The organism is Mesorhizobium sp. WSM4822, from assembly GCF_055811155.1.
Genome location: NZ_JBVVQM010000014.1, coordinates 173,743 through 197,708 on the forward strand (window position 1 = coordinate 173,743; position 23,966 = coordinate 197,708).

Genomic DNA, 23,966 nt, shown 5'->3' on the forward strand with positions numbered 1-23,966 from the left:
CCTGATTTGCGTCGACGATGCGCTCAGCGCGTCGGAACGGGATGCTCGCCACGATAGTCGTAGAAGCCGCGCCCGGTCTTGCGGCCGAGCCAGCCGGCCTCGACATATTTCACCAGCAGCGGGCAAGGGCGATACTTCGAGTCCGACAGGCCGTCATGCAGCACCTGCATGATCGACAGGCAGGTGTCGAGCCCGATGAAATCGGCCAACTGCAGCGGCCCCATCGGATGGTTGGCGCCGAGCCGCATGGCGGTATCGATGGCGTCGACCGAGCCCACACCCTCATAGAGCGTGTAGATCGCCTCGTTGATCATCGGCAACAGGATGCGGTTGACGATGAAGGCCGGAAAATCCTCCGAGACCGTGATCGTCTTGTCGAGCTGCTTCACATAGGTCTTGGCAGCCTCGAAGGTCTGGTCCTCGGTGGCGATGCCGCGCACCAGCTCGACCAGCTTCATCAGCGGCACCGGGTTCATGAAATGTATGCCGATGAACCGCTCAGGCCGGTCGGTCTGCGCGGCAAGCCGCGTGATCGAGATCGACGAGGTGTTGGTCGCCAGGATGGCTTCGGGATTGAGCTGCGGGCAAAGCTGGGCGTAGATCTTGCGCTTGACCGTCTCGTCCTCGGTCGCCGCTTCGATCACCAGATCCGCGCCGGCAAGATCGGCCATCGCGGGCGCGGCCGAAATGCGGCCCATCGCGTCGTTGCGCACCTTCTCGTCGAGCTTGCCGGACCCCACCTGGCGGGCCATGTTGCCGCTGATTGTGGCGATGCCTTTCTCGATGCGGTCGGGCGAAATATCGTAGATCAGCACCTTGTAGCCCGAAAGCGCGGAGACATGGGCGATGCCGCCGCCCATCTGGCCCGCGCCGATGATGCCGATCGTCTCGATCTTGCTCATTACACCGATCCCGTCCTGAGCCCTTCCGCTTGAACTGCGAAAGCGCTCCACCTTTTATTTTACCGCAATTCCGGACGCAAAACCGCTGCGCACTTTTGCTGGATTGCTTTTCGCCTTTGCGGCCTGCTTTTTGTGCGGTGCAAACTAAAAGGGCGGGGCGACTTCGTCTACCCCACCCTCACCATTTAATACGCTTTGGCAGAAAGCGTCAAAGCGCCTTTTGCAGCTCCGGCAGAATGACGAAGAGATCGCCGACGAGGCCGTAGTCGGCAACCTGGAAAATCGGCGCCTCCTCGTCCTTGTTGATGGCGACGATGACCTTCGAATCCTTCATGCCGGCGAGATGCTGGATGGCGCCGGAGATGCCGACCGCGATGTAAAGATCGGGGGCAACCACCTTGCCGGTCTGGCCGACCTGCCAGTCGTTCGGCGCATAGCCGGCATCGACCGCGGCGCGGGAGGCGCCGACGGCGGCACCGAGCTTGTCGGCGACCGGCAGGATGACCTCCTGGAACTTCTCCGCCGAACCCAGCGCACGACCACCCGAGATGATGATCTTGGCCGAGGTCAGCTCCGGACGGTCGGTCTCGGAAAGCTTGTTCTCGACGAAGGTGGACAGGCCGGGATTGGCCGCGGCCTTGACGGTCTCGACCGCCGCCGAGCCGCCCTCGGGGGCTGCCTGGAACGAGGCTGTGCGCACCGTGATCACCTTCTTGGCGTCGCTCGACTGCACCGTCTGGATGGCGTTGCCGGCATAGATCGGCCGCTTGAAGGTGTCGGGAGCTACGACTTCGATGATCTCGGACACCTGCGCGACATCGAGCAGCGCTGCGACTCGCGGCGCGACATTCTTGCCCGACGAGGTCGCCGGCGCGATGATGGTGTCGTAAGCGCCTGCCAACGATACGACCAGTGCTGCCGTCGGCTCGGCCAGGCGCTCGGCAAGTTCGTCTGCCTCGGCCAGCAGCACCTTGCTCACGCCCTTGAGCTTGGCGGCAGCGTCGGCTGCCGGCTTGGCACCCTTGCCGGCAACCAGCACATGCACGTCCGAGCCGATCTGCAGCGCCGCCGACAGCGCCTTGGCGGTCTGGTCGGAAAGCGTAGCGTTGTCGTGTTCTGCGATGAGGAGAATGGTCATTTTTCTGTTCCTTTCCCGATCGCTTACAGCACGCCGGCTTCGTTCTTGAGCTTGTCGACCAGTTCGGCCACCGACTTGACCTTGACGCCTGCCTTGCGGCCACTCGGCTCCTCGGTCTTGATGACCTTCAGCCGCGGCTTGACGTCGGCGCCGTAGTCGGCCGGGGTCTTCTCGTCGAGCTGCTTCTTCTTGGCCTTCATGATGTTGGGCAACGAGGCATAGCGTGGCTGGTTGAGGCGAAGGTCGGCGGTGACGATCACCGGCATCTTCAGTTCCACGGTCTGCAGGCCGCCGTCGACTTCGCGCGTCACCTTGGCCTTGTCGCCGTCGAGCACGATCTTGGAAGCGAAGGTGCCTTGCGCCCAGCCAAGCAGTGCCGCCAGCATCTGGCCGGTCTGGTTGGAGTCGTCGTCGATCGCCTGCTTGCCGAGAATGACGAGGCCGGGCTGCTCGGCGTCGACGACGCCTTTCAGCACCTTGGCGACGCCGAGCGGCTCGGTCTGTTCGTCGGTCTTGACCAGGATGGCGCGGTCGGCGCCCATGGCGAGCGCGGTGCGCAGTGTTTCCTGCGCCTGCTGCGGGCCGATCGAGACGACGATGATTTCTTCAGCCTTGCCGGCTTCCTTCAGCCGGATTGCTTCTTCCACCGCGATTTCGTCAAACGGGTTCATGGCCATCTTGACGTTGGCGAGCTCCACCGCCGAACCATCAGCCTTCACGCGAACCTTGACGTTCGCATCCACAACCCGCTTCACGGGCACAAGGATCTTCATTTGCCTGTCACCTCTTCACGCTAGTTGGGCGCGCTATAACAGCCTGCGCCCGTTCTGAGTTGTCGAAAGCCGACATTCCTGACTGAATTTTGGCCGGATGGAATTCCGGCCGGATGGAAATTCTGGTGTTTGTCCGCCTTAGGTTGCGGCGGTGACGTTTCCGTAGTTGCGGCAACCCTGCACGTCAATACGCTGCAAGCGGCTCAAATCGGTTCAGTCCGAACTGGAAGTGTTTCCTCGCCCCCAGCGCGGCGTCGCGGCGGGCGGGTCGGGGATCAGCGGTTCCGTGGCAACCGGCGGTTGGTCGGGAGCGGTGGGCGCGACGTCCTCGTCGGCGCCGGCAAACAGCGGCACGCCGCGGCTGCGCAGGACGAGCACAAGAACGGCTCCGGCAATGATGCCGCCGATATGGCAGGCCCACGAAATCTGGTCCTCGCCGCCGGCGGCAAACATCACCACCTGGAACAGCACCCACAAGATGAGCGGGATGAAGGCCGGGATGCGGAGCGGAATGCGGGCAAAGGCCAGCACCCAGACCTTCACCCTGGGATAAAGGATCAGATAGGCGACGACCACACCGGCGATGGCGCCGGAGGCACCGATCAGCGGCGCCTGCGAATCCCAGGCGACGAGGCCCTGGAAAGCGGCGCCGGCGATCGCGCACAACAGGTAGAAGATGAGGTAGCGGATGTGGCCGAGCGCATCCTCGACATTGTCGCCGAACACCCACAGGAACAGCATGTTGCCGCCGAGATGGAAGATGTCTGCATGCAGGAAGGAATAGGTGAGGTAGCTCAGGCTTTCGGGGATGACGATGAAACGGGGATCGAGCTCGGCGGTGTCATGGACGACCGACGGGATGAAGCCGAGACCAAGCACGGCGGCATTGGAGAAACTCTCGCCGCCGAGCGCGGTGGCAAGGTAGACCAGGGCATTGACCACGATCAGCCCGATGGTCACATATTGCAGCCTGATGTGCCGCAGCCTGTTGGTGTCGTAAAGCGGGATGAACATGCCCCAGGCCCTCTTCCGCTTTCGACAATCAGCGGTTCTTGCCGGGAACCCATAGCACGTCGGCGTTTCCGTTGTCATTGACCGCCCGGGCGGCGACAAACAGGAAATCCGAGACCCGGTTGATGTATTTCAGACCGTCGCGGTTGACGTGCTCGTCCGGATCCTGGGCAAGGGCCACGATCAGCCTTTCGGCCCGCCGCGCCACGGTGCGGGCAAGGTGAAGTGCCGCCGCTGCCGGCGTGCCGCCATTGAGCACGAAGGATTTGAGCGGCTGAAGCTCCTTGTTGAGAAGGTCGATGTCCTTTTCGACCCGGTCGGTCTGCACGGCGACGATCCGAAGCGGCTCATAGCCGAGCGGCTTGCCGTCGTCGGGCACGGCGAGATCGGCGCCGAGGTCGAAGAGATCGTTCTGGATGCGGGAAAGCATGGCGTCGATCGCGGGATGGATCGCGGCCGTGTGGACCCGGGCGATGCCGATGCAGGCATTGGCTTCGTCGACCGTGCCGTAGGCGTCTACCCGCAGGTCGGATTTCAGCCGCCTCTCGCCGGTGCCGAGACCCGTGGTGCCATCATCGCCGGTGCGGGTGTAGATCTTGTTGAGCTTGACCATTTCGCCTCCCCGCCGACATCCCTCACTTGCGGGTGAAATACACCGCAAGCAGGATCAGCACCAGCGCCACGGCCTGCAGCATGACGCGCGCCTGCATCAGCTTGTTCGATGTGACGCCGGAGCCGCCGCGCATCATATTGATGAGGCCACGAACAAGCACGACCGCAACGGCGACCATGACCAGAATGGCGAGAATGTTGAAGACGGTTGCCATTGTTTCGTTCCAGTTGTTTTGGCGTTCAGGCGCGTTTGGCCATCAGGCGGTAAAGCATCGATGCCGGCAGGATGCGTTTGAGCACCGTACCGATCCTGGCCGGCACTGTTACCACATAGTGCGGGCGTGGGCGCCGCGACAGAAGTGCATGGCGCAGCGCCGCAAGAACGACTTCCGGCCCTGGCTTCAAGGCCGATTGGCTGCCGCCGGCCCGCAGCCGTTCGAGTTGCGCCGCATAGTCCACGCGGTGCACGGAATTTTCGTGGTCGATGTTGCCGAGAAACCAAATGAGGCCATTGCTGGCGATCTTCGACTTCACCGGCCCCGGCTCGATCAGCGAAACGTGGACGCCGCTGCCGGCCAGTTCCTGGCGCTGGCAGAGCATCAAGGCCTCCAGTGCATGCTTCGACGCGGAATAGGCGCCGCGAAAGCGCACCGGGACGAGGCCAAGGATCGACGAGCAGTGGACGATGCGGCCCTGACCCTGGCGGCGCATCACCGGCACCAGCCGGCGGGTCAAATCATGCCAGCCGAAGAAATTCGCCTCGAACTGCTGCTTGAGCACCGCAACGGGCAGATCCTCGACGGCGCCCGGCTGCGCATAGGCGCCGTTGTTGAACAGGGCGTCGAGCCGGCCGCCGGTGCGGTCGAGCACCGCCGTCACCAGCGCGGCGATGGAGTCAGGCTCGCAATAATCGAGATAGAAGGCCTCGATGCCATCGGCTTCGAGCGCGGCGATGTCCTGCGGCTTGCGCGCCGTTGCGAACACCCGCCAGCCTTCCGCCTTCAACGCGCGGGCGCAGTACGCGCCTATTCCCGAAGACGCACCGGTGATGATAATCGAGCGCAACTTTTGCGCCGGACTGTTCGTGGTTTCGCCAAGGGTTGCCATTTGCCGCAATCCCTTCCCATATTCCCGGCGTGGAGACAATTGGAGGGCGCGGTTCTTGTTGCGGAAGATCGTAGCCCTCAAGCGGGTCCTCTACGACGCGCTTGGCCATTTCAACACCGATGACGGCTGGGCGATGGCCAGCCATCTGGCGATCACATCGCTGATGGCGCTGTTCCCGTTCCTGATCTTCGCGACGACGCTGGCGAGCTTCCTGGGCGCGCAGGCGTTCTCCGACACCGCCGTGCATCTGGTCTTCGACACCTGGCCCGAACAGATCGCCAAGCCGATCGCGCGCGAAGTGCTCAATGTGCTGACCGTCCGGCGCACCGACCTTTTGACCTATGGTGTGGTGCTTGCTGCCTATTTTGCGTCGAACGGCATCGAGGCGCTGCGCACGTCGCTCAACCGCGCCTATCGCGTTTCGGAAACGCGCGGCATCATCTACCGCCGGGTGCAGAGCATCATCTTCGTTCTCATCGCCACGGCCGGTTTCCTGGCGATCAGCGTGCTCCTGGTGTTCGCGCCGCTGCTGGCGCGGATCGCCGAAGCCCATATCGACTGGATCAAGCCCTATATGGGCACCATCACGCTGTGGCGTTACGTCATCGCTTCGGCGGTCATTGTCGGCGGATTGTTTGCCGTGCATTTCTGGCTGCCGGCGGGCAAGCGCCGCTTCGTCTCGCTGGTGCCGGGCATCGTCTTCACGCTGGCGGCATGGCTTATCGGCTCGACCATCTTCGCCACCTATCTCGACCACTTCTCGTCCTACGTGACGACCTATGCCGGCCTGGCGTCGATCATGATCGCCGTGGTCTTCCTCTACATGGTCTCGGCGATCTTCATCCTTGGCGGCGAGCTCAATGCCGCGATCAGCCGCTATCTGGAGGCACGTGCGCGGGTGGGATGACAGGTAGAATTGAGGAATTGAAGAACTGAAGAATTGGAGAAAAAGCGGGCCATATCCGGTGCTGTCTGTGCTTCTTCCTCAATTCCTCAATTCCACAGTTCTTCCCTTCGTCTGCCGCGCCGTTGCCAGGCCAACGCCGAATGTGGTGATCGCCATGCCGACGATCTGCAGGGCGTTGAGCTGCTCGTCGAACAGGGCCCATGCGATGACCGCCGTCACCGCCGGCACCAGGTAGAACAGCGAGGCCACTTTCGACATCTCCCCGTCGCGGATCATGACCATCAGCAGGAAAATGGCGCCGAGCGACAGCACCAGCACCAGCCAGGCCATGGCGAAGATCAGCTCGCCATTGATGACGACGGTGTGGGTTTCGAAAGCGAGCGAGGCAAGGAGCATCAGCGAACCACCGCCGACATATTGCCACATGGTCGCCGCGACGAGGTCGCCGCCGGAGGCGAAGCGCTTCTGCCAGATGGTGCCGGCGCTCATGCCGAGCACCGAGACCAGCGAGGCGGTCAATGTCGCCGCGGTCACGCCGCCGCCCAGCGCGCCGAGCTTCGGCCACAGCACGATGACGATACCGATGAGGCCGATGCCAAGGCCAAGCCAGTGGCGCGGCAGGATCGCCTCGCCGAGAAACTTACCGGCAAGCACCGCCGTGATCAGTGGCTGCAGGCCGACGATGAGGGCTGAAAAGCCGGCCGGCATGCCCCTGTGGATGGCCCAGAAGACGGCGCCGAGATAGACGCCATGCATCAGGATGCCGGCGCCGGTGGCATGCAGCGCCTCCTGGCGGGTGGCTCTTTTCGAGCCAAGCACAAGCATCAGGACGGCCAGCAGGATAGCAGCGAGGACGAAACGCGCGGCGAGGAAGGTGAACGGTTCCGCCCACGGCATGGCGTAGCGCGCACCGATGAAGCCGGTGGCCCACAAGACGACGAAGGTGGCGGGGATGAACCGCTTGATGCTGTGCATGTTCCGCAGACCGCCGCGCTGGAGGGAGTTGATCGTGGCGCTGCTCTAATCCCGTTCAATCCGGCGCGCAAAGCGAAACGGTTGATCCATGGATCACCGGAATTCAACGCCCGGCGCATCTGGGCTCCCTGGTCTCACCCGGCTCAAAGCCCGATCATCCGCCTGACATCGTCAGGTGATGCGCCGGCATGGCGCAAAGCGGCAAGGCCGGTATCGCCCAGGCTCTTCGACAGTTTTCGTCCGTCGGGCCCGAGGATGAGACGATGATGGAAAGAGGCAGGTTGCGGCAGGCCCAGGAGTTCCTGCAGCAGGCGTTGCACGCCGGTGGCGGAAAACAGATCCTGGCCGCGCACAACGTGGCTGACGCCTTGCAGCGCATCGTCCATGACGACGGCGAGGTGGTAGCTGGTCGGGATGTCGCGGCGCGCCAAGATCACGTCGCCCCAGTCCTGCGGGCGGGCTTCGACAGAGCGCGTCGCGGAAAGCGTCTCGTCAGAATACTCCGTCCAGGACAGGTCCTTGCCGACACGCGCCATGGCGGCATCGACATCCAGCCGCCAGGCGAAGGGCGTGTTTTCGGCGATCCGCCGCTTGCGTTCCCTGATCGGCAGCGCCTTGTCGGCGGCGGGGTAGAGCGGCACGCCATCGGGGTCGCGTGGCCAGTCGCGTCCGTGCCCTTCGCTGTCGGTGATGAAGGCGCGGATCTCGCCACGGCTCATGAAGGCGGGATAGACGAGTTCCTCCGCGATCAAACGCTCGAGCGCCGCCTGGTATTCGGCGAAATGCTCGGATTGGCGGCGCACCGGCTCTTCCCAGCCAAGCCCCAGCCATTTCAGGTCGGCAAGCACGCCGGCCTCGAATTGCGGCGTGCAGCGCGTCGTGTCGATATCCTCGATGCGCAGCAGCAGGCGTCCGTCCGCCCGTGCCGCCAGCTTCTGGTTGAGCAGCGCCGAATAGGCGTGGCCGAGATGCAGGTCGCCGTTGGGGCTGGGCGCGAAGCGGAATGTCAGGAGTGTCATCTCTCAGGCGGCAATCATGTTTTGCGGCGCTTCGCCAATTGCTACCCTGTCGACGGTCGAGGAACAAGAAAGCATGCAGCGTATCGTGACATCAGACGACATTGCCCGGGGGCTCGATGCGCTTTGCGTGATCGACCCGCGCCTGGAAAAGGTGCGCGGCATGGCCGGCGAGGTGCCGCTGCGGCTGTCCGAGCCGGGGTTTCGAAGCCTGGCGTCGATCGTCGTCTCGCAGCAAGTGTCCCGCGCCAGCGCCGATGCGATCTTCGGTCGGCTGACCAAGCTCGTCGATCCGCTGACGCCGCAGGCGATCCTGGCCGCCGGCGAGGACATGTTTCGCGAAGCCGGCCTGTCGCGGCCCAAACAGCGCGGCCTGATCGCTGTTGCCCAGGCCGTGGTCGACGGCCTCGACCTGCATCACCTCTGTTCGCTCGATGCCCAGGAGGCAATCACGACGATGACGGCGGTGTCCGGCATCGGCCCGTGGACGGCGGAAGTGTATCTCTTATTCGCCGCCGGGCATCCCGACATCTTCCCCGCGCGCGACGTCGCGCTGCAGAGCGCGGTCGGCCACGCGCTCGGCATCGAGCCGCGTCCGCCGGAGAAAACCCTGATCGCATTGGCCGAATCATGGAGCCCGTGGCGAGGTGTCGCATCGCGGCTTTTCTGGTCCTATTATCGTGAAACCAGGGGGCGGGACGCCGCGCCGCCGGCCTGAATCCGCAAAAAATCATAAAAATCATGCATTTTTGGCGCTTCAGCGACGCGACAATCCGCTTCACATCCCTGTCATGTCGGGCTTACAGTATCCGCGCCGTTCGGGTCTAGAACCAAGGAGGTGAACACGTGACGGTTGCCGTATCTCCGGATGGGCTTCCAGCACTGGTGCTGAATGCGGATTACCGTCCGCTCAGCTATTACCCCTTGTCGCTCTGGTCGTGGCAGGATGCCATCAAGGCGGTGTTCCTCGACCGGGTGAACATCGTCGCCGAATACGAGCACGCCGTCTCCTCGCCGACCTTCTCGATTAAGCTGCCGAGCGTGGTCAGCCTGAAGGCCTATGTGAAGCCCTCCAGGCACCCGGCCTTCACCCGCTTCAACGTCTTCCTGCGCGATCGCTTCCAGTGCCAGTATTGCGGCACGCCGGAGGATCTGACCTTCGATCACGTCATCCCCCGCCATCGCGGCGGCGCGACGACATGGGAGAATGTCGTTGCCGCCTGCTCGCCCTGCAATCTGAGGAAGGGCGGCATGATGCCGGCGCATGCCAAGATGTGGCCGCTGCAGAAGCCTTTCCAGCCGACGGTGCACGATCTGCACAACAATGGCCGCCTGTTCCCGCCCAACCATCTGCATGAGAGCTGGATGGATTATCTCTACTGGGATGTCGAACTCGAACCCTGAGATCGTCCGAGAATTCGGGAGGCTGGCCGTCTGGAGCAATTGTCTGCGCTTCCGATGCTCACGGACCCAAATGTCCGCTCCGCTTCGGTTCTCGACAATCACTCCATACGACTCAGCCTGCCGAATTCTTTGAACGACCTCGCGTCGGCTCTGTATCTCAGTCGCGGGTGAGTGCGCCGCGGAAGGCGACGGCGGCGAGGACAAGGCTGGCGATGGCGTTCCAGCCGGCCAGGGACAGGCCAAGGATGCGCAATGCGGCTTTGTCGCAGGACGGCGGCACGAATTTGTCGAGCGCGTCGAGCACGCCCTTGCCGCCGGTGTCGACCGGTCCGGCGCCCGCCGTGCAATCGGTCGGGCCGGCCCACCACTGCCATTCGACGCCGGAGTGGTAGACGCCGAGATAGAGGCCGTAGAGCATCAGGATGCCGCCGACGGCCAGCAGGCCGCGCGTCAGCCAGCTGGGTGCGTGCAGCATCGACGCAATCACCGCCAGCACCATCAGCGGCACGCCGATATAGTAGGGCGTGCGCTGTTCGAGGCAGAGGTGGCAAGGGATATAGCCGCCGAGATACTGGAAGCCGAGCGCCGACCCGACGGTGGCGGCCATGGCGACGGCGAGGAACACGGCGGTCAGCGTGCGCTGGCGTCCGGTGTCGGCATTCATGGTCGCTGTCATTTCAATCGGTCCGTCCGGCTCGCAATGGTTCTGTTCAGAACGCGTATTTGACCAGGATATAGAGCAAAATCAGGGCAGCCGCGCCGGCGCCGGCGATGAGGCCGAGGCGCTTTTCGATGAACTCGCGGATCGGTTCGCCATAGTGGCGCAACAGCCAGGCGAGCAGCAGGAAGCGGCCACCGCGGGCCACGATCGCCAGCACCACGAACAACAGCAAATTGACGCCGATGACGCCGGACAGGATCGTCACCACCTTGATCGGCGGCAGGTGGGCAGCGCCCGACGTGATCAGCATCAGGACGATGAAGCCGACGCCTGCCCCCGCGCGCAGCTGCTCGAACTCGTCGTACTTGCCGTAGAATTCGAGGATCGGCCTCGCCACCGCGTCATAGGCGTAGTGGCCGATGAACCAGCCGGCGATGCCGCCCAGCACCGAGGCGACGGTGGCGATCAGCGCATAGCGGTAGGCGCGATCCGGCCGCGACAGCGCCATCGGCAGATAGAGCACGTCGGCCGGCACCAGGAACACCGAGCTTTCGACGAAGGCGATGAAGGCCAGCCACCATTCGGCGGATTTGCGGGCCGCCAGCGACAAGGTCCAGTCGTAAAGTCCGCGAAGCATCGGCACTCCTAATGCGTGTCGTTCCATTGCGCAGGCAGGTTGGGGTTTAACGGCATGCACCGAACAAAGACCCAGAGCACGCCATCCGTCCCCGCAGACGTGCCGCGCTTTGATGCGCCGCCTGTCTAGAAAGATTTTCCGCGCTGCACAATGGCAGCCCCGTCACGAAATCGAAAGGCGCAGTTTGGTCGCATCTTGGAGGCACTGGAGAATTGGCCAGTTGACGAACAGCCCTCCAACCGTATAGTCCCGCGCCATCCAGGCCGCCCGGCCTGAGCCCCTATGGCGGAATTGGTAGACGCGCTCGACTCAAAATCGAGTTCCGCAAGGAGTGCTGGTTCGATTCCGGCTAGGGGCACCATCCTTCACTCTTCGAGCTTCGGGTGGGACAATTTAGCCTGTGTTTGTTTTGGGATCCGCTTGTGCGCGGCAGCGCCGGCGTTGCGTTCCCGGTTGGCCTTTTGGTGTATCGTGGTCTGCTGTTTCCCATGCTAACGCTTGCCGGCCCTTGTTCGCCTGCAAGTGCCCCTTCAGGCTGATCGGCGCTTTTCGCTCAACAAAACTCGCAGATGCGGTAACGCCGCATGCGCCACCGCCTTGGGTGGTTGTGTGAACATGCAAGGCGGTTCCGCAGCGCCTAGAAGGCAGGTCTTTTGCCAATCCAATGTAAGGGACCAACAATCGCCGCAGACACGGGGGGCAATATTGATATTGTTCGGGTAGGCGTAATAGCCGATCGGCGTTGGACCGAAAACGACACAACACGGCGTCCCTACACAGCTTGCGATATGAACAAGCCCTCCCTCCATGTCGAAATGCATGGACGAGTTCGCAAGAACGGAGGTGATTTGCGGCTGTGTTGTCTTGGAAGAAAGGTTGTAGTCGGCCGAACTGAGGGTGCCTCCTACCACGCCGACTTGGACAACCGGAAGATCCGGCAACTGCGCCTTCACCTCTTTCACGACATCATCCAAGAACGGATAATCTCGCGTAGCTCGAGGGCGACCCGACTCCTCGCTGAAGGAATTATGGACGGTAATGTAGGGTTTATGGTCCAGTCCCAAGCTTTGAACCAAGGACGCATCCTCAGGTAACGGATATTGATGGCCGCCAAAGGGCACACCGCTGACATGGTTCAGAAAGGTGTCTCGCCTCACGTTCTGAAATTGGGCTACAAGTGCTGGATGGAAGTCCAAATGAGGATGCGCATCGATCGCATGCGAAAACATCTTCCGATACGGTGCGATGCTTTGCAGCATTGCTGAAAGCGCCGGCCACCGTTCGGCAGCGGCAGAACTCATGTGCACAAGATCTACGGTGTGTGTGAGCTGCAGGACAAGAAGATATCGATGCGTGACCCACGTAAATACGCGTTTCGGAGCTTCAATGAAAGTTACATCCGGGAGAGGCTCGTAGAGCCACCCCATTCCGCCCGTTACGGAATAGACGTCGATCTTTGCGCGGCCAAAGTGGCTCAGCAGATCGCGAATAAACCGGACGGCCACGATATGGTCGCCCATGCCGCCTGTTACACGAATGGCAATGCTGTCTCGTCGTTCTACGTTGATCGCTAGATGAAGTGCTAACGCCGCATTCTTGAAGCCGTTGCGCGTCCTGCGTGAGAAGCGCGTAAGGCCTCGATCTTGCCTGCTCATGGCGATTCCTAAGCTTTGACGTTGAACATTCTTCCAAACGATATCTACGCCGCCGCCGCTCCAGATGCTATCCAAGGGCATGGAGCGCTCGGCGATGCAATGATCGAGCCGGGACTGATGGCGAGGAGACCTGCGGCAGCCATTTCATTTTTCATGGCTCGGAATCCTCGCTCTGGCAGGGATCAAGACGCTTGCTGAGGGCATCCACAGACACGACAACCGTTGGAATGCACTCGACGTTTCGACGGCCTCGAGTTCGGTGTGCCAGAAGGGCGGCGACGTCATGCCGATCACCAACACGTCCGTCGGCTCGACGTGGCCACCTGCGTACCGATACATCTGAGCAGGCGGTCAAGACGCTTTGCGCGTCCCGCCGGTGGGGCCGCCGTCATTGGCCGCGCCGATCTCGCCAGCCGCCAGCAATTCGTCGAATGTCCGTTCGAGATCGGCATTGTCATCGGCTGCCGGTCCGCTGGGGGGATCCTGGCGTGTCAGCGTTTCCAGCCTTTGGTGAAGCTGGCGGTTTTCATCGCGGCAACGGGCATGCGCGAGTTCGTCGGTCATGCCGCGCAAGCGGAGATCGGCGAGTTGGACCTTCACCGCGCCATAGTCTCGGCGCGCCGCGTCGCGCTCCTGGCGCAACGTCGCGATCTCGGCTTCCGAGGTTTGGCGCCGATACTCGGCCACGTCCTCGGCGCGCTGCCCGACCCTCGGCGTTGCGCGGACCACGCTTTGATCGGCGGCGCTGCGCTGGAGCGAGCGCAACCTCTTTTCAAGTTCGACGGCCCGCTCCTGCGCGGCGGCGGCGCAATCGCCGAGAACGCCGCGCTGATGCTCGAGCGTGGACAGCCGCGCCTGCAGGTCCTGCCGCACCAGCATCTGCGCAGACAGTTTGCCGGTCAGTCTTTCGTTGTGGAGCTGGTAGTCCGCGACCTTGGAACGAAGCAGCATGGCGGCCTGTTGCAAGCTGGCGAGCCGCGATGCAACGTCCTCACGCGCCTGCTCTGCGGCTTGCCTGGCGATGATCTCGTCGCGAAGTTGCCCCGACACGCGCGCCAGGTTCCGGCCCAGACGCTCGACCTCGACATTCGCTTCGAGGAACCGTGTTGCGCGCTGGCCGGCATGCCTGTCCGCTTGCGCAATGGTCTGCCGTGCCCTGTCGAGTTGGACCTCCAGGTCGGCGATGGTCTTGCTCGCGATCGATAGCTCGCGCGATTTTCGCCCAAGCTCTTTCGAGGTGCGATCCTGCAAGCGCTGCAGCTTCGCCACCTCTTCCTGCAATTCCCATTTGTCGGTATCGGGAGCGTCGGCATCGTGCGTTTGCGCATCAAGCCTGCCCACATCGTGGTCAACCAACGACCACGCCAAGTCGTCAACGGCACGTGGATCCAGCCTGTCGTTGGACAAGGGCGAGGAGCCGCGCATGGCGCGGGCCTGGCTCGAGCCCGTCCGGGCCGAAGTCGAGCCGAGGGAGGCGGCCAGCGTGTCTGACTGGGCCAATCCGGTCACGGGCTCCTCTTCGAAGAGAGGCAAAGCTTGATACGTTGCGGCTCGAATGCTTCGAATCAGTTCGTCGAAGTCTTCGTCGGCCCTTCGGACAACGGCGCTATCCTCCGCACTGATGTGCCGGGCGCCGTTGGCCTCATGATTCAGCGACATTTCTCTCTCATCGCTACCGAATCACTAGATTATCGTGAATTAAGAACAAGAATGCGAGTAGGTTTTATCGGCTTTCACTGGAAATTTCTGAGAGAAATCTCGCTTTTTTATATGCAGAGATCAATATTCGCGTTTGCCTGCTGGCAACCGAAGTAAACTCCCGGTCACCCACCCATCAAATATTGCAGCGAAGATGTGCCATTCTCCAGAACCGCACCCTGCCTTTTCTCAGCGCCGCCCCAACAGGCTCTTCATGCGGTTGCGCAGCAGGCGGGCCATGTTGCGGGTCTCGCGATAGAGGTGCAGTTGCGAGGCGGCCTGGCGGGTGAGGCGGTCGGCATCCGGCGCCAGGCCGATCACCAGCGTGCCCATCGGCTTGCGCTCCGCCCATAGCCGGCTCATCACCGGATGGTCGGGCACCGCGCAGGAATCGGTCATCATGATGTTGGGATCGTCGAGATGCTGCCTGGTCACCTCGATCATCAGCAGCGTGCCGGGCGAATAGCTGGCCAGCGTCTCGTCATAGGCCGTCTTCCAGGTATAGGCGATGCCGGCTTCGACGAAGACGATCAGGCAGGCGATGGTGCGGCCGTCGAGCGTCAGCGAATGGATGCGGCACATGTCCTGTTCGGCCAGCCGGTGCACGGCTTCGCGGGCGAAGGCGGCGCGGAAGCGGTCGATCGCCATGGCGGTGCGTTCGCGGCCTTTCCAGCCGGCCGCTTCCAGCGACAGGAAGCCTTCGATGGCATGGCGGATGTCTTCGGGGCCGCGCGCCACGACATGCTCAAGCTTGCCAAGGTCGCCAAGGCGCCGCTTCAGGCGGCGGAACTCGCGATAATGGTGCGCGCGCAGCGAGGCCTTCAGATAATCATCTCCATCGAGCTCGCTCTCCAGCGCCGGGCGCTGGATCTGGCCGGTGGTGACCAGCGTCAGGCCGCGCGCCTCGGCCACGGTGGCAAGCAGGCTCGCCACCGGGCCATCGAGCCGGACATCCGCCAGGACGAAGACTTTCGGCAGCTTGAGGTGCGGGCGCGACAGCATTGAGAAGAAGTCCTCGACGACGCCGACCGGATCGTCGCGGTCGACCAGCGGCGTGCCGAGCGGACCGAACGGGCTCGACCATGTGCGCATGACCGGCACGCCGAGCGGCACCACCGGCCGCTCAACCGAGAACGGCACCAGAAGGCGCAGCCGGTTGCGGTATTCGTCGCCGTCGCGGATGACCGCCAGCCGCACCTCGCGATCCTCCAGCCGCGGCATGGCGGGCGCAAGGAAACGCGGGTTGAAGAACACGTTGGGCTCGACCGTGCGGGCGCAGAGATAGTCCAGCTCCTCGACCAGGTCGAAACCGGCGGATGCCGGGTAAATGGCGAGCTTGCGCTCGGGCCGGTTGTTGGCGAGGATCTCGATATGGGCGGGGTCGGCGTCGCGGGTCAGCCCGGCAAGGCCCGACACCATGGCGCCGGCGGTGCCGCCGCTGGTTTCCTCAAGCAACGGGATGGCAGCCATCACGCGGCTCCTTTCGCAGGGACGAAGATGAGCATGGCGATGCCGAGCTTGCGCCACACCGTGAAGGAGAGCGCGCCGGCTTCGAAGATCATGGCAAAGGCGGTGGCCATTGCCGCGCCCCACAGGCCGAACATCGGGATCAGCACCACGTTGAGGGCGATGTTGAAGGCCAGCGTCATGGCATAGACGGCAGCACATATGTTCTGGTTGCCGCTCATCGTCAGCAGGCTTTCGCAGGGGCCGACGGCGGCGCGGGCCACGACGCCGAAGACGAGCAGGAACAACAAGGGATAGCCCGATGTGAATTCCGGGCCGAACAGCACCAGCATCGGCTCGCCGAGCGCCAGCACCAGCAGCGCCATCAAGAGCGAGGGCCAGAACGTCCACGACACCGTCTCGCGGGCGAAGGCGGCGAGCCTTTGCGGGTCGCCATGGGTGAACTGCGCGTAGCGCTGGGCTACGCCGGCCTTGACGGCGAAATAGACGAAATGCACCAGCGCCAGCGTCTTCACCGTGGCGAAATAGATTGCGACGTCGTTGGGGTCCATATAGGCGCCGACCATCAGCACGTCGGCATTGGTCAGCAGGAAGAAGAAGCTCTCGACCAGGAAGATCGGCAGCGAGACGATGAACCATTGCGCGAAATGGACCTTCATCGGCCCCGCCGGGATCTGCCGTTCCATGCGCTGGGTGACGCCGACGAGTTGTCCCAGCGTGGTGACGTAGGTGGCGGCGATCGAGGCGAAGATGGCGGTCCTGGCATCGGGTGCGTAGCCCGCAAACAGCATCAGCGCCATGAACAGCAGGATCAGCACGGGCCGCACCAGATAGGTCGGCGACAGGGCAAACAGCGCCCAGCTGTTGGCGCGTGCCAGGCCCGACAAAAGGTCGGACATGGCGATCATCGGCAGGCAGATGACGCCGAGAATGAACGGGATCACATAGTAGCTTTCGATCCAGGGTGCCGCCAGCCAGACGCCGAGCGCGCCGAGCCCGGCAATCAGCGTCGAGGCGATCAGCACGAACAGACGGCTGGCCAGCACAATGCCGCGCAGCTCGTCCATCAGGCCGCGCTCGCGGTATTCGGGAATGTAGCGGATGACCGAGGTGTGGAAGCCGAGGCAGGCGAGGTTTCCGACGATGACCATCGTCACCCAGACGAGGACGAAGATGCCGTATTCGAACGAGCCCATCCAGCGCGCCATCAGCACCTGGCTGATGAAGGCGATGACGGCGCTGACGATGCGGATGGAGAAGGCGATGACCGACATGCGGCCGGCCTCGCCGCGCTCGTCGGCGGTGAACAGCACGGCATCGATGCGGCCAAGCAACGGCCCCATGCGCAGCGCCCAACGCTGCGGCAAGAACCGCCCGGCAGTCGTGGCCGCGGAAAAGCGCACCCCGATTTCTCTCCGTTTTCCGCTTCTTTTCAGGGTTCTGTGTAGCGGAGACACATTAAGAAAACGTGGGTGGGGAGCCCCCTTCGCCCCGTCACTATACGGGGAGAAGGTGCCGGCAGGCGGATGAGGGGCGGCGCTGGCGGTGGGAGGGTTGCGCTGTGCGCGACAAGACGCGCTATGCGCGACTTCGCGCGGGCAAATGGTGGGTCGAGCCGACAAGGGCGTGTTTGCGGTCGCCGGCGAAGCGGCCTTCGCCGGATTTTAGCGGCCCGCAAACGCCGGCGCCGCCCCTCATCCGGCCCTGCGGGCCACCTTCTCCCCGTGAACGGGGAGAAGGGAAGGAAGAAGCGCCCTTACGCGAACGCCCCGTGGCAGTGCTTGTACTTCTTCCCCGAACCGCAGGGGCAGGCTTCGTTGCGGCCGACTTTGCCCCAGGTGGCCTGGTTGTTGGGGTCGCGGTCTTCGGGGGCGACGATGGCGGTTGTCTCCGGGCGGACCAGGAGGGCGGTCTCGCCGCCTTCGAAGTCGTTCTCGCCGGTGGTGCCGTCGATATGGGTGCCGAACATGTCGGGGGCTTCCGGAGGCGGCGCTTCGGCGGCCTGGCGGACCAGTTCGACGCGCATCAGCTGCGCGGTGACGGCCTGGCGCAGATTGCCCAGCATGGCCTGGAACAGCTCGAACGCTTCGCCCTTGTACTCCTGCAGCGGATCGCGCTGGGCGTAGCCGCGGAAGCCGACGACCGAACGCAGATGGTCGAGATTGACGATGTGCTCGCGCCACAGATGGTCGAGCGTCTGCAGCACAACCGAGCGCTCGACATAGTTCATCACCTCGGGGCCAAAACGCTCGGCGCGTTCCTTGGCGGCGGCTTCGGCGGCCTGCCCGATGCGCTCGCGGATGTCGTCCTCGGCGATGCCCTCTTCCTTGGCCCAGTCCTCGACCGGCAGGTCGAGGTTCAGGAACTCGGCGATCTCGGCCTTCAGCCCGGCAACGTTCCACTGCTCGGCATAGGCGTTTTCGGGAATGGCCTTGGCGACGATCTCGTCGATGACGCCTTCGCGCATCTCGGCGATCGTTTCGGAAAGGCCTTCGCCGTCCATCAGTTCGATGCGCTGCTCGAACACCACCTTGCGCTGGTCGTTGGAGACGTCGTCATATTTCAAAAGGTTCTTGCGGATGTCGAAGTTGCGCGCCTCGACCTTCTTCTGCGCCTTTTCCAGCGCCTTGTTGATCCACGGATGGATGATCGCCTCGTCTTCCTTGAGGCCGAGCTTCTGCAGCATGCCGTCCATGCGCTCGGAGCCGAAGATGCGCATCAGGTCATCCTGCAGCGACAGGAAGAATTTCGAGCGGCCGGGGTCGCCCTGACGGCCGGAACGGCCGCGCAACTGGTTGTCGATGCGGCGCGATTCGTGGCGTTCGGTGGCCAGCACGTAGAGGCCGCCGGCGGCCAGCGCCTTTTCCTTCAGCCGCTCGATGTCGGCAATAATTTCCTTTTCCCGCGCCTCGCGCTCGGGTCCGGCCGGCATGTCGCCGAGTTCTTCCTCGATCCGCATCTCGGCATTGCCGCCGAGCTTGATGTCGGTGCCGCGGCCGGCCATGTTGGTGGCGATGGTGATGGCGCCGGGCTTGCCGGCCTGGGCGACGATCGCCGCCTCGCGCTCGTGATGGCGGGCGTTCAGCACTTCGAAATCGGTAAAACCTTCCTTGCGCAGGCGCTCGGCCAGCTGCTCGGACTTTTCGATGGACGTGGTGCCGACCAGCGTCGGCTGACCCTTGGCGCTGGCTTCGCGGATCTCCCTGACGATCGCCTTGTATTTCTCCTCGACAGTCCGGTAGACCTCATCGTCCTCGTCGATGCGCACGACGGGCAGATTGGTCGGGATTTCGGTGACTTCGAGACCGTAGATGTTGCCGAATTCCTCGGCCTCGGTCAGCGCCGTGCCGGTCATGCCGGAGAGCTTCTTGTAGAGGCGGAAATAGTTCTGGAAGGTGACGGAGGCCAGCGTCTGGTTCTCCGGCTGGATCGCCACATGCTCCTTGGCTTCGAGCGCCTGGTGCAGGCCTTCCGAATAGCGGCGACCCGGCATCATGCGGCCGGTGAACTCGTCGATGATGACGATCTCGCCGTTGCGGACGATGTAGTCCTTGTCCTTCTGGAACAGCCGGTGCGCCTTCAGCGCGTTGTTGACGTGATGGACGATGGCGACGTTCTCGACGTCGTAGAGCGACTCGCCCTTGAGCAGGCCGGCGTCGCGCAAAAGGTTCTCGAGCTTCTCGGTGCCTTCCTCGGTGAAGATCGAGGTCTTCTGCTTCTCGTCGATCTCATAATCCTGCGGCTGCAGCTGGATGATGAAGGTGTCGATGGTGTTGTACATTTCCGAACGGTCTTCGAGCGGACCGGAAATGATCAGCGGCGTGCGCGCCTCGTCGACCAGGATAGAATCGACTTCGTCGACGATCGCGTAATTGTGACCGCGCTGCACCATCTGGGCGCGCTCGTATTTCATGTTGTCGCGCAGATAGTCGAAGCCGAGCTCGTTGTTGGTGGCGTAGGTGACATCGGCGGCGTAGGCGGCGCTGCGCTCCTCGTCAGACAGGCCATGGACGATGACGCCGACCGAGAGGCCGAGGAACTTGTAGACGCGGCCCATCCATTCGGAGTCGCGGGTGGCCAGGTAATCGTTGACGGTGACGACGTGGACGCCTTTGCCGGCGAGCGCATTGAGGTAGACCGGCAGCGTCGCGACCAGGGTCTTGCCCTCACCAGTGCGCATCTCGGCAATGCCGCCATTGTGCAGCACCATGCCGCCGATCAGCTGGACATCGAAGGGGCGCATGCCGAGCACGCGGCGCGCTGCCTCGCGGGCGGTAGCAAAGGCCGGGATCAACAGGTCGTCGAGCGTGGCGCCATTGGCGATGTCCTGGCGGAATTTCGCGGTGCGGCCGACCAACTCCTCGTCGGAGAGCGCCCGCATCTCGTTTTCCATGGCGTTGATCGCCTCGACACGGGGCCGGGTCGATTTGACCCGACGGTCGTTGGAGGAACCGAAAACCTTACGGGCGAGACCGCCGAGACTGACCATCCAATGGTCCTTTCGATAGAATTCTCAATCTTGAGATGAGCGCCGGCCGGCCCCATCAATTCCACGTGAACACTGGCAAACACATTAGTGAACACTGGCAAACACAAAAAGCGCCCGGAAAACGGTTCTGGACGCAAAGTCGTTGGACAGATAAGAGGGGGCTCAACTGATGTCAACGCCGCGCTGGCCCTGCTGGCTGCGCCAAATTCCGCCACAATCTGGCCGATCTGGAAGCACCCCTCTTAACAATCCCCACCGGAGTCCACCCTATGTCCCTGTTGTTCCGCCGCGCGTCGCTCGCCAGCCTTGGCTTGGCCGTCGGCCTGTCGGCCCTTTCGCTCTCGCCGTTGATGGCGCAGCAAACCGCTCCCGCCCCGGCGGATGCAGCAGCGCCAGCCGCGGCACCGGTCGATCCGAATAAGGTTATCGCCACGGTCAACGGCCAGCCCCTGACCGAAGCCGATCTGGTGCTTGCCGAAGGGGAGTTGTCACAGCAGTTCGCGCAATTGCCGCCCGAGCAGCGCCGTGCCGCAGCGCTCTCGGCTGCCATCGAGATCCGTGTCATGGCCGCCCAGGCGGTCACGTCAGGGCTCGACAAGGATCCCGACTTCCAGCGCCGCATGGCCTTCCTGCAGCAGCGCGCGCTGCATGGCGAGATGGTCGAGAAGGGCGTCGTCGACAAGGTCACCGACGCCGAGGTCCGCGCCCGCTACGACCAGGAAATCGCCAACACGCCGCCCACCAACGAGTTGCATGCCCGTCACATCCTCGTGAAGACCAAGGAAGAGGCCGAGGCCATCATCAAGCAGCTCGACGGCGGCGCCGACTTCCAGAAGCTCGCCACCGAGCACACCAGCGATCCCTCGGGCAAGACCAGCGGCGGCGATCTCGGCTGGTTCGGACCTGGCCAGATGGTGCCGGAGTTCGACAAGGCGGCCTCCGCGCTCGAGGTCGGCAAGTACACCGAGCAGCCGGTGCAAACGCAGTTCGGCTGGCATGTCATCAAGCTCGAGGACAAGCGCACCAAGCAGCCGCCGGCCTTCGACGACGTCAAGGACCAGGCCAAGCAGGCGGTCATCCGCGACAAATATTTCGCGCTGGTCAAGTCGCTGCGCGCCGGCGCCAAGATCGAGATCCCCGACGCGAGCCTGAAGAAGACGGTCGATACGCTGGAAAGCGCCAAGTAAGACTGATAGGTCTTCGAAAAGGGCGCGGCAGCCAGGGTTGCCGCGCCCTTTTTCATTGCCGTTTTTTAAGGGGCGGGCGCCGCTATGCCTCGCATCACGTAGTTGACCGCCTTGCCGATGGTCGCTTCGTCCTCGTCGAGCCGGTTGGTCAACAGATGTCTCCAGGCGAAGGAGGCGATCAGGTCTGCGACAACGGCTGAATCGATTTCGGCCGGGATTTCGCCCCTTGCCTTGGCGCGTTCGATGATCTGGCCGGTATGGGAGCGTCGGCCCAGCGAGTAGTCGGCAAGGGCCGCGGCAGCGGTCTCGTCCGACTGCGCCTCGGCGATCAGCGACCGGAACACGCTTCCCGACGATGTCTCGCGCCAGTGGGTGAACAGGTTTTTCAGGAAGCCGACGAGATCCTCCTCCAGCCGCCCGGTATCGGGAACCTCGACGCGCTTCTGGCGCTGATAGACCTCAAGCAGCAATGCCGCCTTGCTCGGCCACCAGCGATAGATGGTGGGTTTGCCGGCGCGGGCCCGCCGCGCCACCGCCTCGATCGAGAAACCGGCATAACCGGCTTCGACCAGTACGGCCTCGGCGGCTTCGAGAATGGCATCGGCGCTGTCGGGGTTGCGCCGCGCACCGATCGATCTGCGCGCCGGATCGGCGTCCTCGGCCATCTCTGTCTCCTCGCCAACACTATCGCCGGCAATATAGGCGACCCGACGCTCAAACGAAACGGCGCGTTTTCAAGCTTCGGGAACGGATGGTAGCGGCAGGGGTTAAGTTCATTCTCTGAAAGTCTACCGGCGTGTCGGTTGGCGAAGCTCCAAACGCAAAAACCCGCCGGGCGGCGGGTCACTGGCGCAAATCAGCACCATGGGCAAAAATGTAGCATAGCTGCCCTCACCGAGTCAAGAAAAAATTCCTATCGCCATGAGGCACTGCCGGCTTAAATTGCCCGGCTGGCCGTGGGATCACGCCTACTGCATCGCCTGCGATGTCTCGGATTCGATACGCCAGCCGCCGCCGGCCTTGACCACCCCAAGCGTGACGCGCGCCTTGCCGGTCAGGCGTGCCGCCGACCTGTCCTTTGGAAGATAGTCGTAGCGCATCGCAAAGACTGCCTCGGCGCGATCTTCGCCCTGTGGAGTGACCTCCAGGCTGCCGGCCTCCATGCTTAGCGACCAAGAGGCCCACTGCGCAAACCAGTCGGCCTTGATCTTGACGATGGCGTCGGCGTCGTAGCGGGTTCCGAAGATGATGGCGGATGGGCCGTAGAGCCGTTTGACGGCCTCATTCATGGCCCTGGTGTCCGGCGTCAGATAGTCCTGGCGCAGGAATTTCTCGATCGATCCCTTGTCGTCGCCGACAGAGCGTTCAAGTGCGGCGACTTCCGTTGAAGGCGCCGGCGCCGCGGGCGGCCTTTGTGGCTCTGCGGGTTGTCCGTCCGAGACGAATTCGAAGCGTTCGAGCAACGATCCCTGCTCCCAGGGGCGCTGGGTTTCGCGGGTTTGCGAAACCACGTCGCGGCGCACCGCGATCATCATGTCGTTGATGCTCTGGCCGGGCTCGGCGATGTGGCGCAGCAGGGCGGCGGCGAAGGGCGAGTTGCGTCCGCTGCCGTCCATGGCGACAGCGCCAGGTGCCGTCGAGAAGGCGATGAACGAGCCGCGCGTCGAATCGAACTGCGCCAGCCCGGCCAGCGCCTTCGCCGAGCGCGTGGTGGCGGTGCGGCTGAGACTGCGGGCAAATGGATTGTTGCGGCAGGCATCGAGAAACACCAGGCTGACCTTGGTCTGCTGTTCCATGATGTCGAGGACTTCGTCGATCGGCACGGCCTCGAGCTGCAGCTTGACCGGCACGTCCAGCCTGGCATCGACCGGCACGATGTAGTTGCGCCCGTCGACCTGCAGCCCGTGGCCGGCATAGTAGAAAAGCCCGGCGCCGGCGCCCTGGAGCGCATCGGAAAACGCGCCGATGCTGCGTTCGAGTTCACGCTTGCCGAGATCATTGCCCTCGATCACCTCGAAGCCGATCGAGCGCAGCTTGTCGGCGATGTCGAGGGCGTCGTTGACCGGGTTGGCCAGCGTGCCGGCTTCGGCGTAAGTGCCGTTGCCGATGACAAGCGCCACGCGCCGTTGCGGCTGCGCATCCGCGCTCAGCAGCAAAAGTCCCAGAAATGCCCATGCAAGGATCGCAAGCCTGCCCATGGGGCAGATCATAACGCCATCGGCCCCGGTGACGCCACCGGATTTGAAATGCAGGCCTAACCACGAGCGGGTTCGAACTCCCGGGCAAGAGCGACGAAAACGCCCTTGCGCCCGCGCGGTCTATCGGGC

22 protein-coding genes and 1 tRNA gene are annotated in these 23,966 nt (G+C 63.3%); 5 read left to right on the top strand and 18 right to left on the bottom strand.

Annotation, left to right across the window (positions count from 1 at the left end; genetic code table 11):
- Positions 1-23: 23 nt before the first annotated feature.
- The 7 genes from AC0L3E_RS28120 to AC0L3E_RS28150 form a co-directional block, all read right to left on the bottom strand.
- Positions 24-902, bottom strand: coding sequence for a 3-hydroxybutyryl-CoA dehydrogenase (locus tag AC0L3E_RS28120; protein WP_013529423.1), 879 nt, complete (start codon positions 900-902; stop codon positions 24-26).
- A gap of 208 nt (positions 903-1,110) precedes the next feature.
- Positions 1,111-2,040: an electron transfer flavoprotein subunit alpha/FixB family protein gene (locus tag AC0L3E_RS28125; RefSeq protein WP_473606114.1), complete on the bottom strand. Its 930-nt coding sequence runs from the start codon at positions 2,038-2,040 to the stop codon at positions 1,111-1,113.
- Positions 2,041-2,063: 23 nt separating this feature from the next.
- Complete coding sequence (locus AC0L3E_RS28130) at positions 2,064-2,813, bottom strand: electron transfer flavoprotein subunit beta/FixA family protein (RefSeq protein ID WP_027038146.1); 750 nt, start codon at positions 2,811-2,813, stop codon at positions 2,064-2,066.
- A gap of 213 nt (positions 2,814-3,026) precedes the next feature.
- Positions 3,027-3,827: a rhomboid family intramembrane serine protease gene (locus AC0L3E_RS28135; RefSeq protein ID WP_127272488.1), complete on the bottom strand. Its 801-nt coding sequence runs from the start codon at positions 3,825-3,827 to the stop codon at positions 3,027-3,029.
- A 28-nt stretch (positions 3,828-3,855) separates the two neighbouring features.
- The gene (locus AC0L3E_RS28140) at positions 3,856-4,437 is read right to left on the bottom strand and encodes a cob(I)yrinic acid a,c-diamide adenosyltransferase (RefSeq protein WP_127270629.1); all 582 of its coding nucleotides are present in this window, start codon (positions 4,435-4,437) and stop codon (positions 3,856-3,858) included.
- Between the two features lie 22 nt (positions 4,438-4,459).
- Positions 4,460-4,651: a twin transmembrane helix small protein gene (locus tag AC0L3E_RS28145; RefSeq protein ID WP_013529428.1), complete on the bottom strand. Its 192-nt coding sequence runs from the start codon at positions 4,649-4,651 to the stop codon at positions 4,460-4,462.
- Between the two features lie 25 nt (positions 4,652-4,676).
- A complete protein-coding gene (locus tag AC0L3E_RS28150) occupies positions 4,677-5,543 on the bottom strand; it encodes an SDR family oxidoreductase (protein WP_473606115.1) in 867 nt (288 codons plus the stop codon).
- Positions 5,544-5,598: 55 nt separating this feature from the next.
- On the opposite strand from AC0L3E_RS28150, the gene AC0L3E_RS28155 reads away from it, so the two are divergent.
- Positions 5,599-6,450 (top strand): YihY/virulence factor BrkB family protein, encoded by an 852-nt coding sequence (locus AC0L3E_RS28155; RefSeq protein ID WP_127270626.1) that lies wholly within the window; start codon positions 5,599-5,601, stop codon positions 6,448-6,450.
- Positions 6,451-6,528: 78 nt separating this feature from the next.
- Here AC0L3E_RS28155 and AC0L3E_RS28160 read toward each other — a convergent pair whose 3' ends face one another.
- Positions 6,529-7,425 (bottom strand): DMT family transporter, encoded by an 897-nt coding sequence (locus tag AC0L3E_RS28160; RefSeq protein WP_127272487.1) that lies wholly within the window; start codon positions 7,423-7,425, stop codon positions 6,529-6,531.
- Positions 7,426-7,568: 143 nt separating this feature from the next.
- A complete protein-coding gene (gene gluQRS, locus AC0L3E_RS28165) occupies positions 7,569-8,444 on the bottom strand; it encodes a tRNA glutamyl-Q(34) synthetase GluQRS (protein WP_473606117.1) in 876 nt (291 codons plus the stop codon).
- Between the two features lie 73 nt (positions 8,445-8,517).
- Between gluQRS and AC0L3E_RS28170 the strand changes: the two genes are divergently transcribed.
- Both AC0L3E_RS28170 and AC0L3E_RS28175 read left to right on the top strand, forming a co-directional pair.
- Complete coding sequence (locus AC0L3E_RS28170; RefSeq protein WP_473606118.1) at positions 8,518-9,159, top strand: DNA-3-methyladenine glycosylase family protein; 642 nt, start codon at positions 8,518-8,520, stop codon at positions 9,157-9,159.
- Between the two features lie 128 nt (positions 9,160-9,287).
- The gene (locus AC0L3E_RS28175) at positions 9,288-9,845 is read left to right on the top strand and encodes an HNH endonuclease (protein ID WP_473606119.1); all 558 of its coding nucleotides are present in this window, start codon (positions 9,288-9,290) and stop codon (positions 9,843-9,845) included.
- Positions 9,846-10,002: 157 nt separating this feature from the next.
- Here AC0L3E_RS28175 and AC0L3E_RS28180 read toward each other — a convergent pair whose 3' ends face one another.
- Complete coding sequence (locus AC0L3E_RS28180) at positions 10,003-10,521, bottom strand: disulfide bond formation protein B (RefSeq protein WP_473606120.1); 519 nt, start codon at positions 10,519-10,521, stop codon at positions 10,003-10,005.
- 34 nt (positions 10,522-10,555) lie between these two features.
- A complete protein-coding gene (locus tag AC0L3E_RS28185) occupies positions 10,556-11,143 on the bottom strand; it encodes a YqaA family protein (protein WP_027038155.1) in 588 nt (195 codons plus the stop codon).
- A gap of 276 nt (positions 11,144-11,419) precedes the next feature.
- Here AC0L3E_RS28185 and AC0L3E_RS28190 point away from each other — a divergent pair.
- Positions 11,420-11,504: transfer RNA gene (locus AC0L3E_RS28190), tRNA-Leu, on the top strand.
- 169 nt (positions 11,505-11,673) lie between these two features.
- Here the strand turns inward: AC0L3E_RS28190 and AC0L3E_RS28195 are convergent.
- From AC0L3E_RS28195 to secA, 5 genes are all read right to left on the bottom strand, one after another.
- Entirely contained in the window at positions 11,674-12,879 is a 1,206-nt protein-coding gene (locus tag AC0L3E_RS28195) for a glycosyltransferase family 9 protein (RefSeq protein WP_473606121.1), read from the bottom strand.
- Positions 12,880-13,149: 270 nt separating this feature from the next.
- Positions 13,150-14,457 (bottom strand): hypothetical protein, encoded by a 1,308-nt coding sequence (locus tag AC0L3E_RS28200; RefSeq protein WP_473606122.1) that lies wholly within the window; start codon positions 14,455-14,457, stop codon positions 13,150-13,152.
- Positions 14,458-14,685: 228 nt separating this feature from the next.
- Positions 14,686-15,966: a GNAT family N-acetyltransferase gene (locus AC0L3E_RS28205; protein ID WP_127272362.1), complete on the bottom strand. Its 1,281-nt coding sequence runs from the start codon at positions 15,964-15,966 to the stop codon at positions 14,686-14,688.
- Positions 15,966-17,366 (bottom strand): lipopolysaccharide biosynthesis protein, encoded by a 1,401-nt coding sequence (locus AC0L3E_RS28210; RefSeq protein WP_473606123.1) that lies wholly within the window; start codon positions 17,364-17,366, stop codon positions 15,966-15,968. The genes AC0L3E_RS28205 and AC0L3E_RS28210 overlap by 1 nt, the downstream gene beginning before the upstream one ends.
- A gap of 353 nt (positions 17,367-17,719) precedes the next feature.
- On the bottom strand, positions 17,720-20,452 hold the full coding sequence (gene secA / locus AC0L3E_RS28215) for a preprotein translocase subunit SecA (RefSeq protein ID WP_128289065.1): 2,733 nt from the start codon (positions 20,450-20,452) through the stop codon (positions 17,720-17,722).
- A gap of 269 nt (positions 20,453-20,721) precedes the next feature.
- On the opposite strand from secA, the gene AC0L3E_RS28220 reads away from it, so the two are divergent.
- A complete protein-coding gene (locus AC0L3E_RS28220; RefSeq protein ID WP_473606125.1) occupies positions 20,722-21,639 on the top strand; it encodes a peptidylprolyl isomerase in 918 nt (305 codons plus the stop codon).
- A gap of 65 nt (positions 21,640-21,704) precedes the next feature.
- Here AC0L3E_RS28220 and AC0L3E_RS28225 read toward each other — a convergent pair whose 3' ends face one another.
- Both AC0L3E_RS28225 and AC0L3E_RS28230 read right to left on the bottom strand, forming a co-directional pair.
- Complete coding sequence (locus tag AC0L3E_RS28225) at positions 21,705-22,304, bottom strand: TetR/AcrR family transcriptional regulator (protein ID WP_473606126.1); 600 nt, start codon at positions 22,302-22,304, stop codon at positions 21,705-21,707.
- 303 nt (positions 22,305-22,607) lie between these two features.
- On the bottom strand, positions 22,608-23,837 hold the full coding sequence (locus AC0L3E_RS28230; RefSeq protein WP_473606127.1) for a caspase family protein: 1,230 nt from the start codon (positions 23,835-23,837) through the stop codon (positions 22,608-22,610).
- Positions 23,838-23,966 lie beyond the last annotated feature (129 nt).

Excerpts from the sequence above, each read along its gene's own strand:
- gluQRS (WP_473606117.1), bottom strand. The coding sequence starts at position 8,444 with ATGACACTCCTGACATTCCGCTTCGCGCCCAGCCCCAACGGCGACCTG.
- AC0L3E_RS28220 (WP_473606125.1), top strand. The coding sequence starts at position 20,722 with ATGTCCCTGTTGTTCCGCCGCGCGTCGCTCGCCAGCCTTGGCTTGGCC.
- secA (WP_128289065.1), bottom strand. The coding sequence starts at position 20,452 with ATGGTCAGTCTCGGCGGTCTCGCCCGTAAGGTTTTCGGTTCCTCCAAC.
- AC0L3E_RS28150 (WP_473606115.1), bottom strand. The coding sequence starts at position 5,543 with ATGGCAACCCTTGGCGAAACCACGAACAGTCCGGCGCAAAAGTTGCGC.
- AC0L3E_RS28180 (WP_473606120.1), bottom strand. The coding sequence starts at position 10,521 with ATGACAGCGACCATGAATGCCGACACCGGACGCCAGCGCACGCTGACC.
- AC0L3E_RS28135 (WP_127272488.1), bottom strand. The coding sequence starts at position 3,827 with ATGTTCATCCCGCTTTACGACACCAACAGGCTGCGGCACATCAGGCTG.
- AC0L3E_RS28195 (WP_473606121.1), bottom strand. The coding sequence starts at position 12,879 with ATGCCCTTGGATAGCATCTGGAGCGGCGGCGGCGTAGATATCGTTTGG.
- AC0L3E_RS28120 (WP_013529423.1), bottom strand. The coding sequence starts at position 902 with ATGAGCAAGATCGAGACGATCGGCATCATCGGCGCGGGCCAGATGGGC.
- AC0L3E_RS28160 (WP_127272487.1), bottom strand. The coding sequence starts at position 7,425 with ATGCACAGCATCAAGCGGTTCATCCCCGCCACCTTCGTCGTCTTGTGG.
- AC0L3E_RS28125 (WP_473606114.1), bottom strand. The coding sequence starts at position 2,040 with ATGACCATTCTCCTCATCGCAGAACACGACAACGCTACGCTTTCCGAC.
- AC0L3E_RS28205 (WP_127272362.1), bottom strand. The coding sequence starts at position 15,966 with ATGGCTGCCATCCCGTTGCTTGAGGAAACCAGCGGCGGCACCGCCGGC.
- AC0L3E_RS28200 (WP_473606122.1), bottom strand. The coding sequence starts at position 14,457 with ATGTCGCTGAATCATGAGGCCAACGGCGCCCGGCACATCAGTGCGGAG.
- AC0L3E_RS28185 (WP_027038155.1), bottom strand. The coding sequence starts at position 11,143 with ATGCTTCGCGGACTTTACGACTGGACCTTGTCGCTGGCGGCCCGCAAA.
- AC0L3E_RS28225 (WP_473606126.1), bottom strand. The coding sequence starts at position 22,304 with ATGGCCGAGGACGCCGATCCGGCGCGCAGATCGATCGGTGCGCGGCGC.
- AC0L3E_RS28130 (WP_027038146.1), bottom strand. The coding sequence starts at position 2,813 with ATGAAGATCCTTGTGCCCGTGAAGCGGGTTGTGGATGCGAACGTCAAG.
- AC0L3E_RS28170 (WP_473606118.1), top strand. The coding sequence starts at position 8,518 with ATGCAGCGTATCGTGACATCAGACGACATTGCCCGGGGGCTCGATGCG.
- AC0L3E_RS28145 (WP_013529428.1), bottom strand. The coding sequence starts at position 4,651 with ATGGCAACCGTCTTCAACATTCTCGCCATTCTGGTCATGGTCGCCGTT.
- AC0L3E_RS28140 (WP_127270629.1), bottom strand. The coding sequence starts at position 4,437 with ATGGTCAAGCTCAACAAGATCTACACCCGCACCGGCGATGATGGCACC.
- AC0L3E_RS28230 (WP_473606127.1), bottom strand. The coding sequence starts at position 23,837 with ATGGGCAGGCTTGCGATCCTTGCATGGGCATTTCTGGGACTTTTGCTG.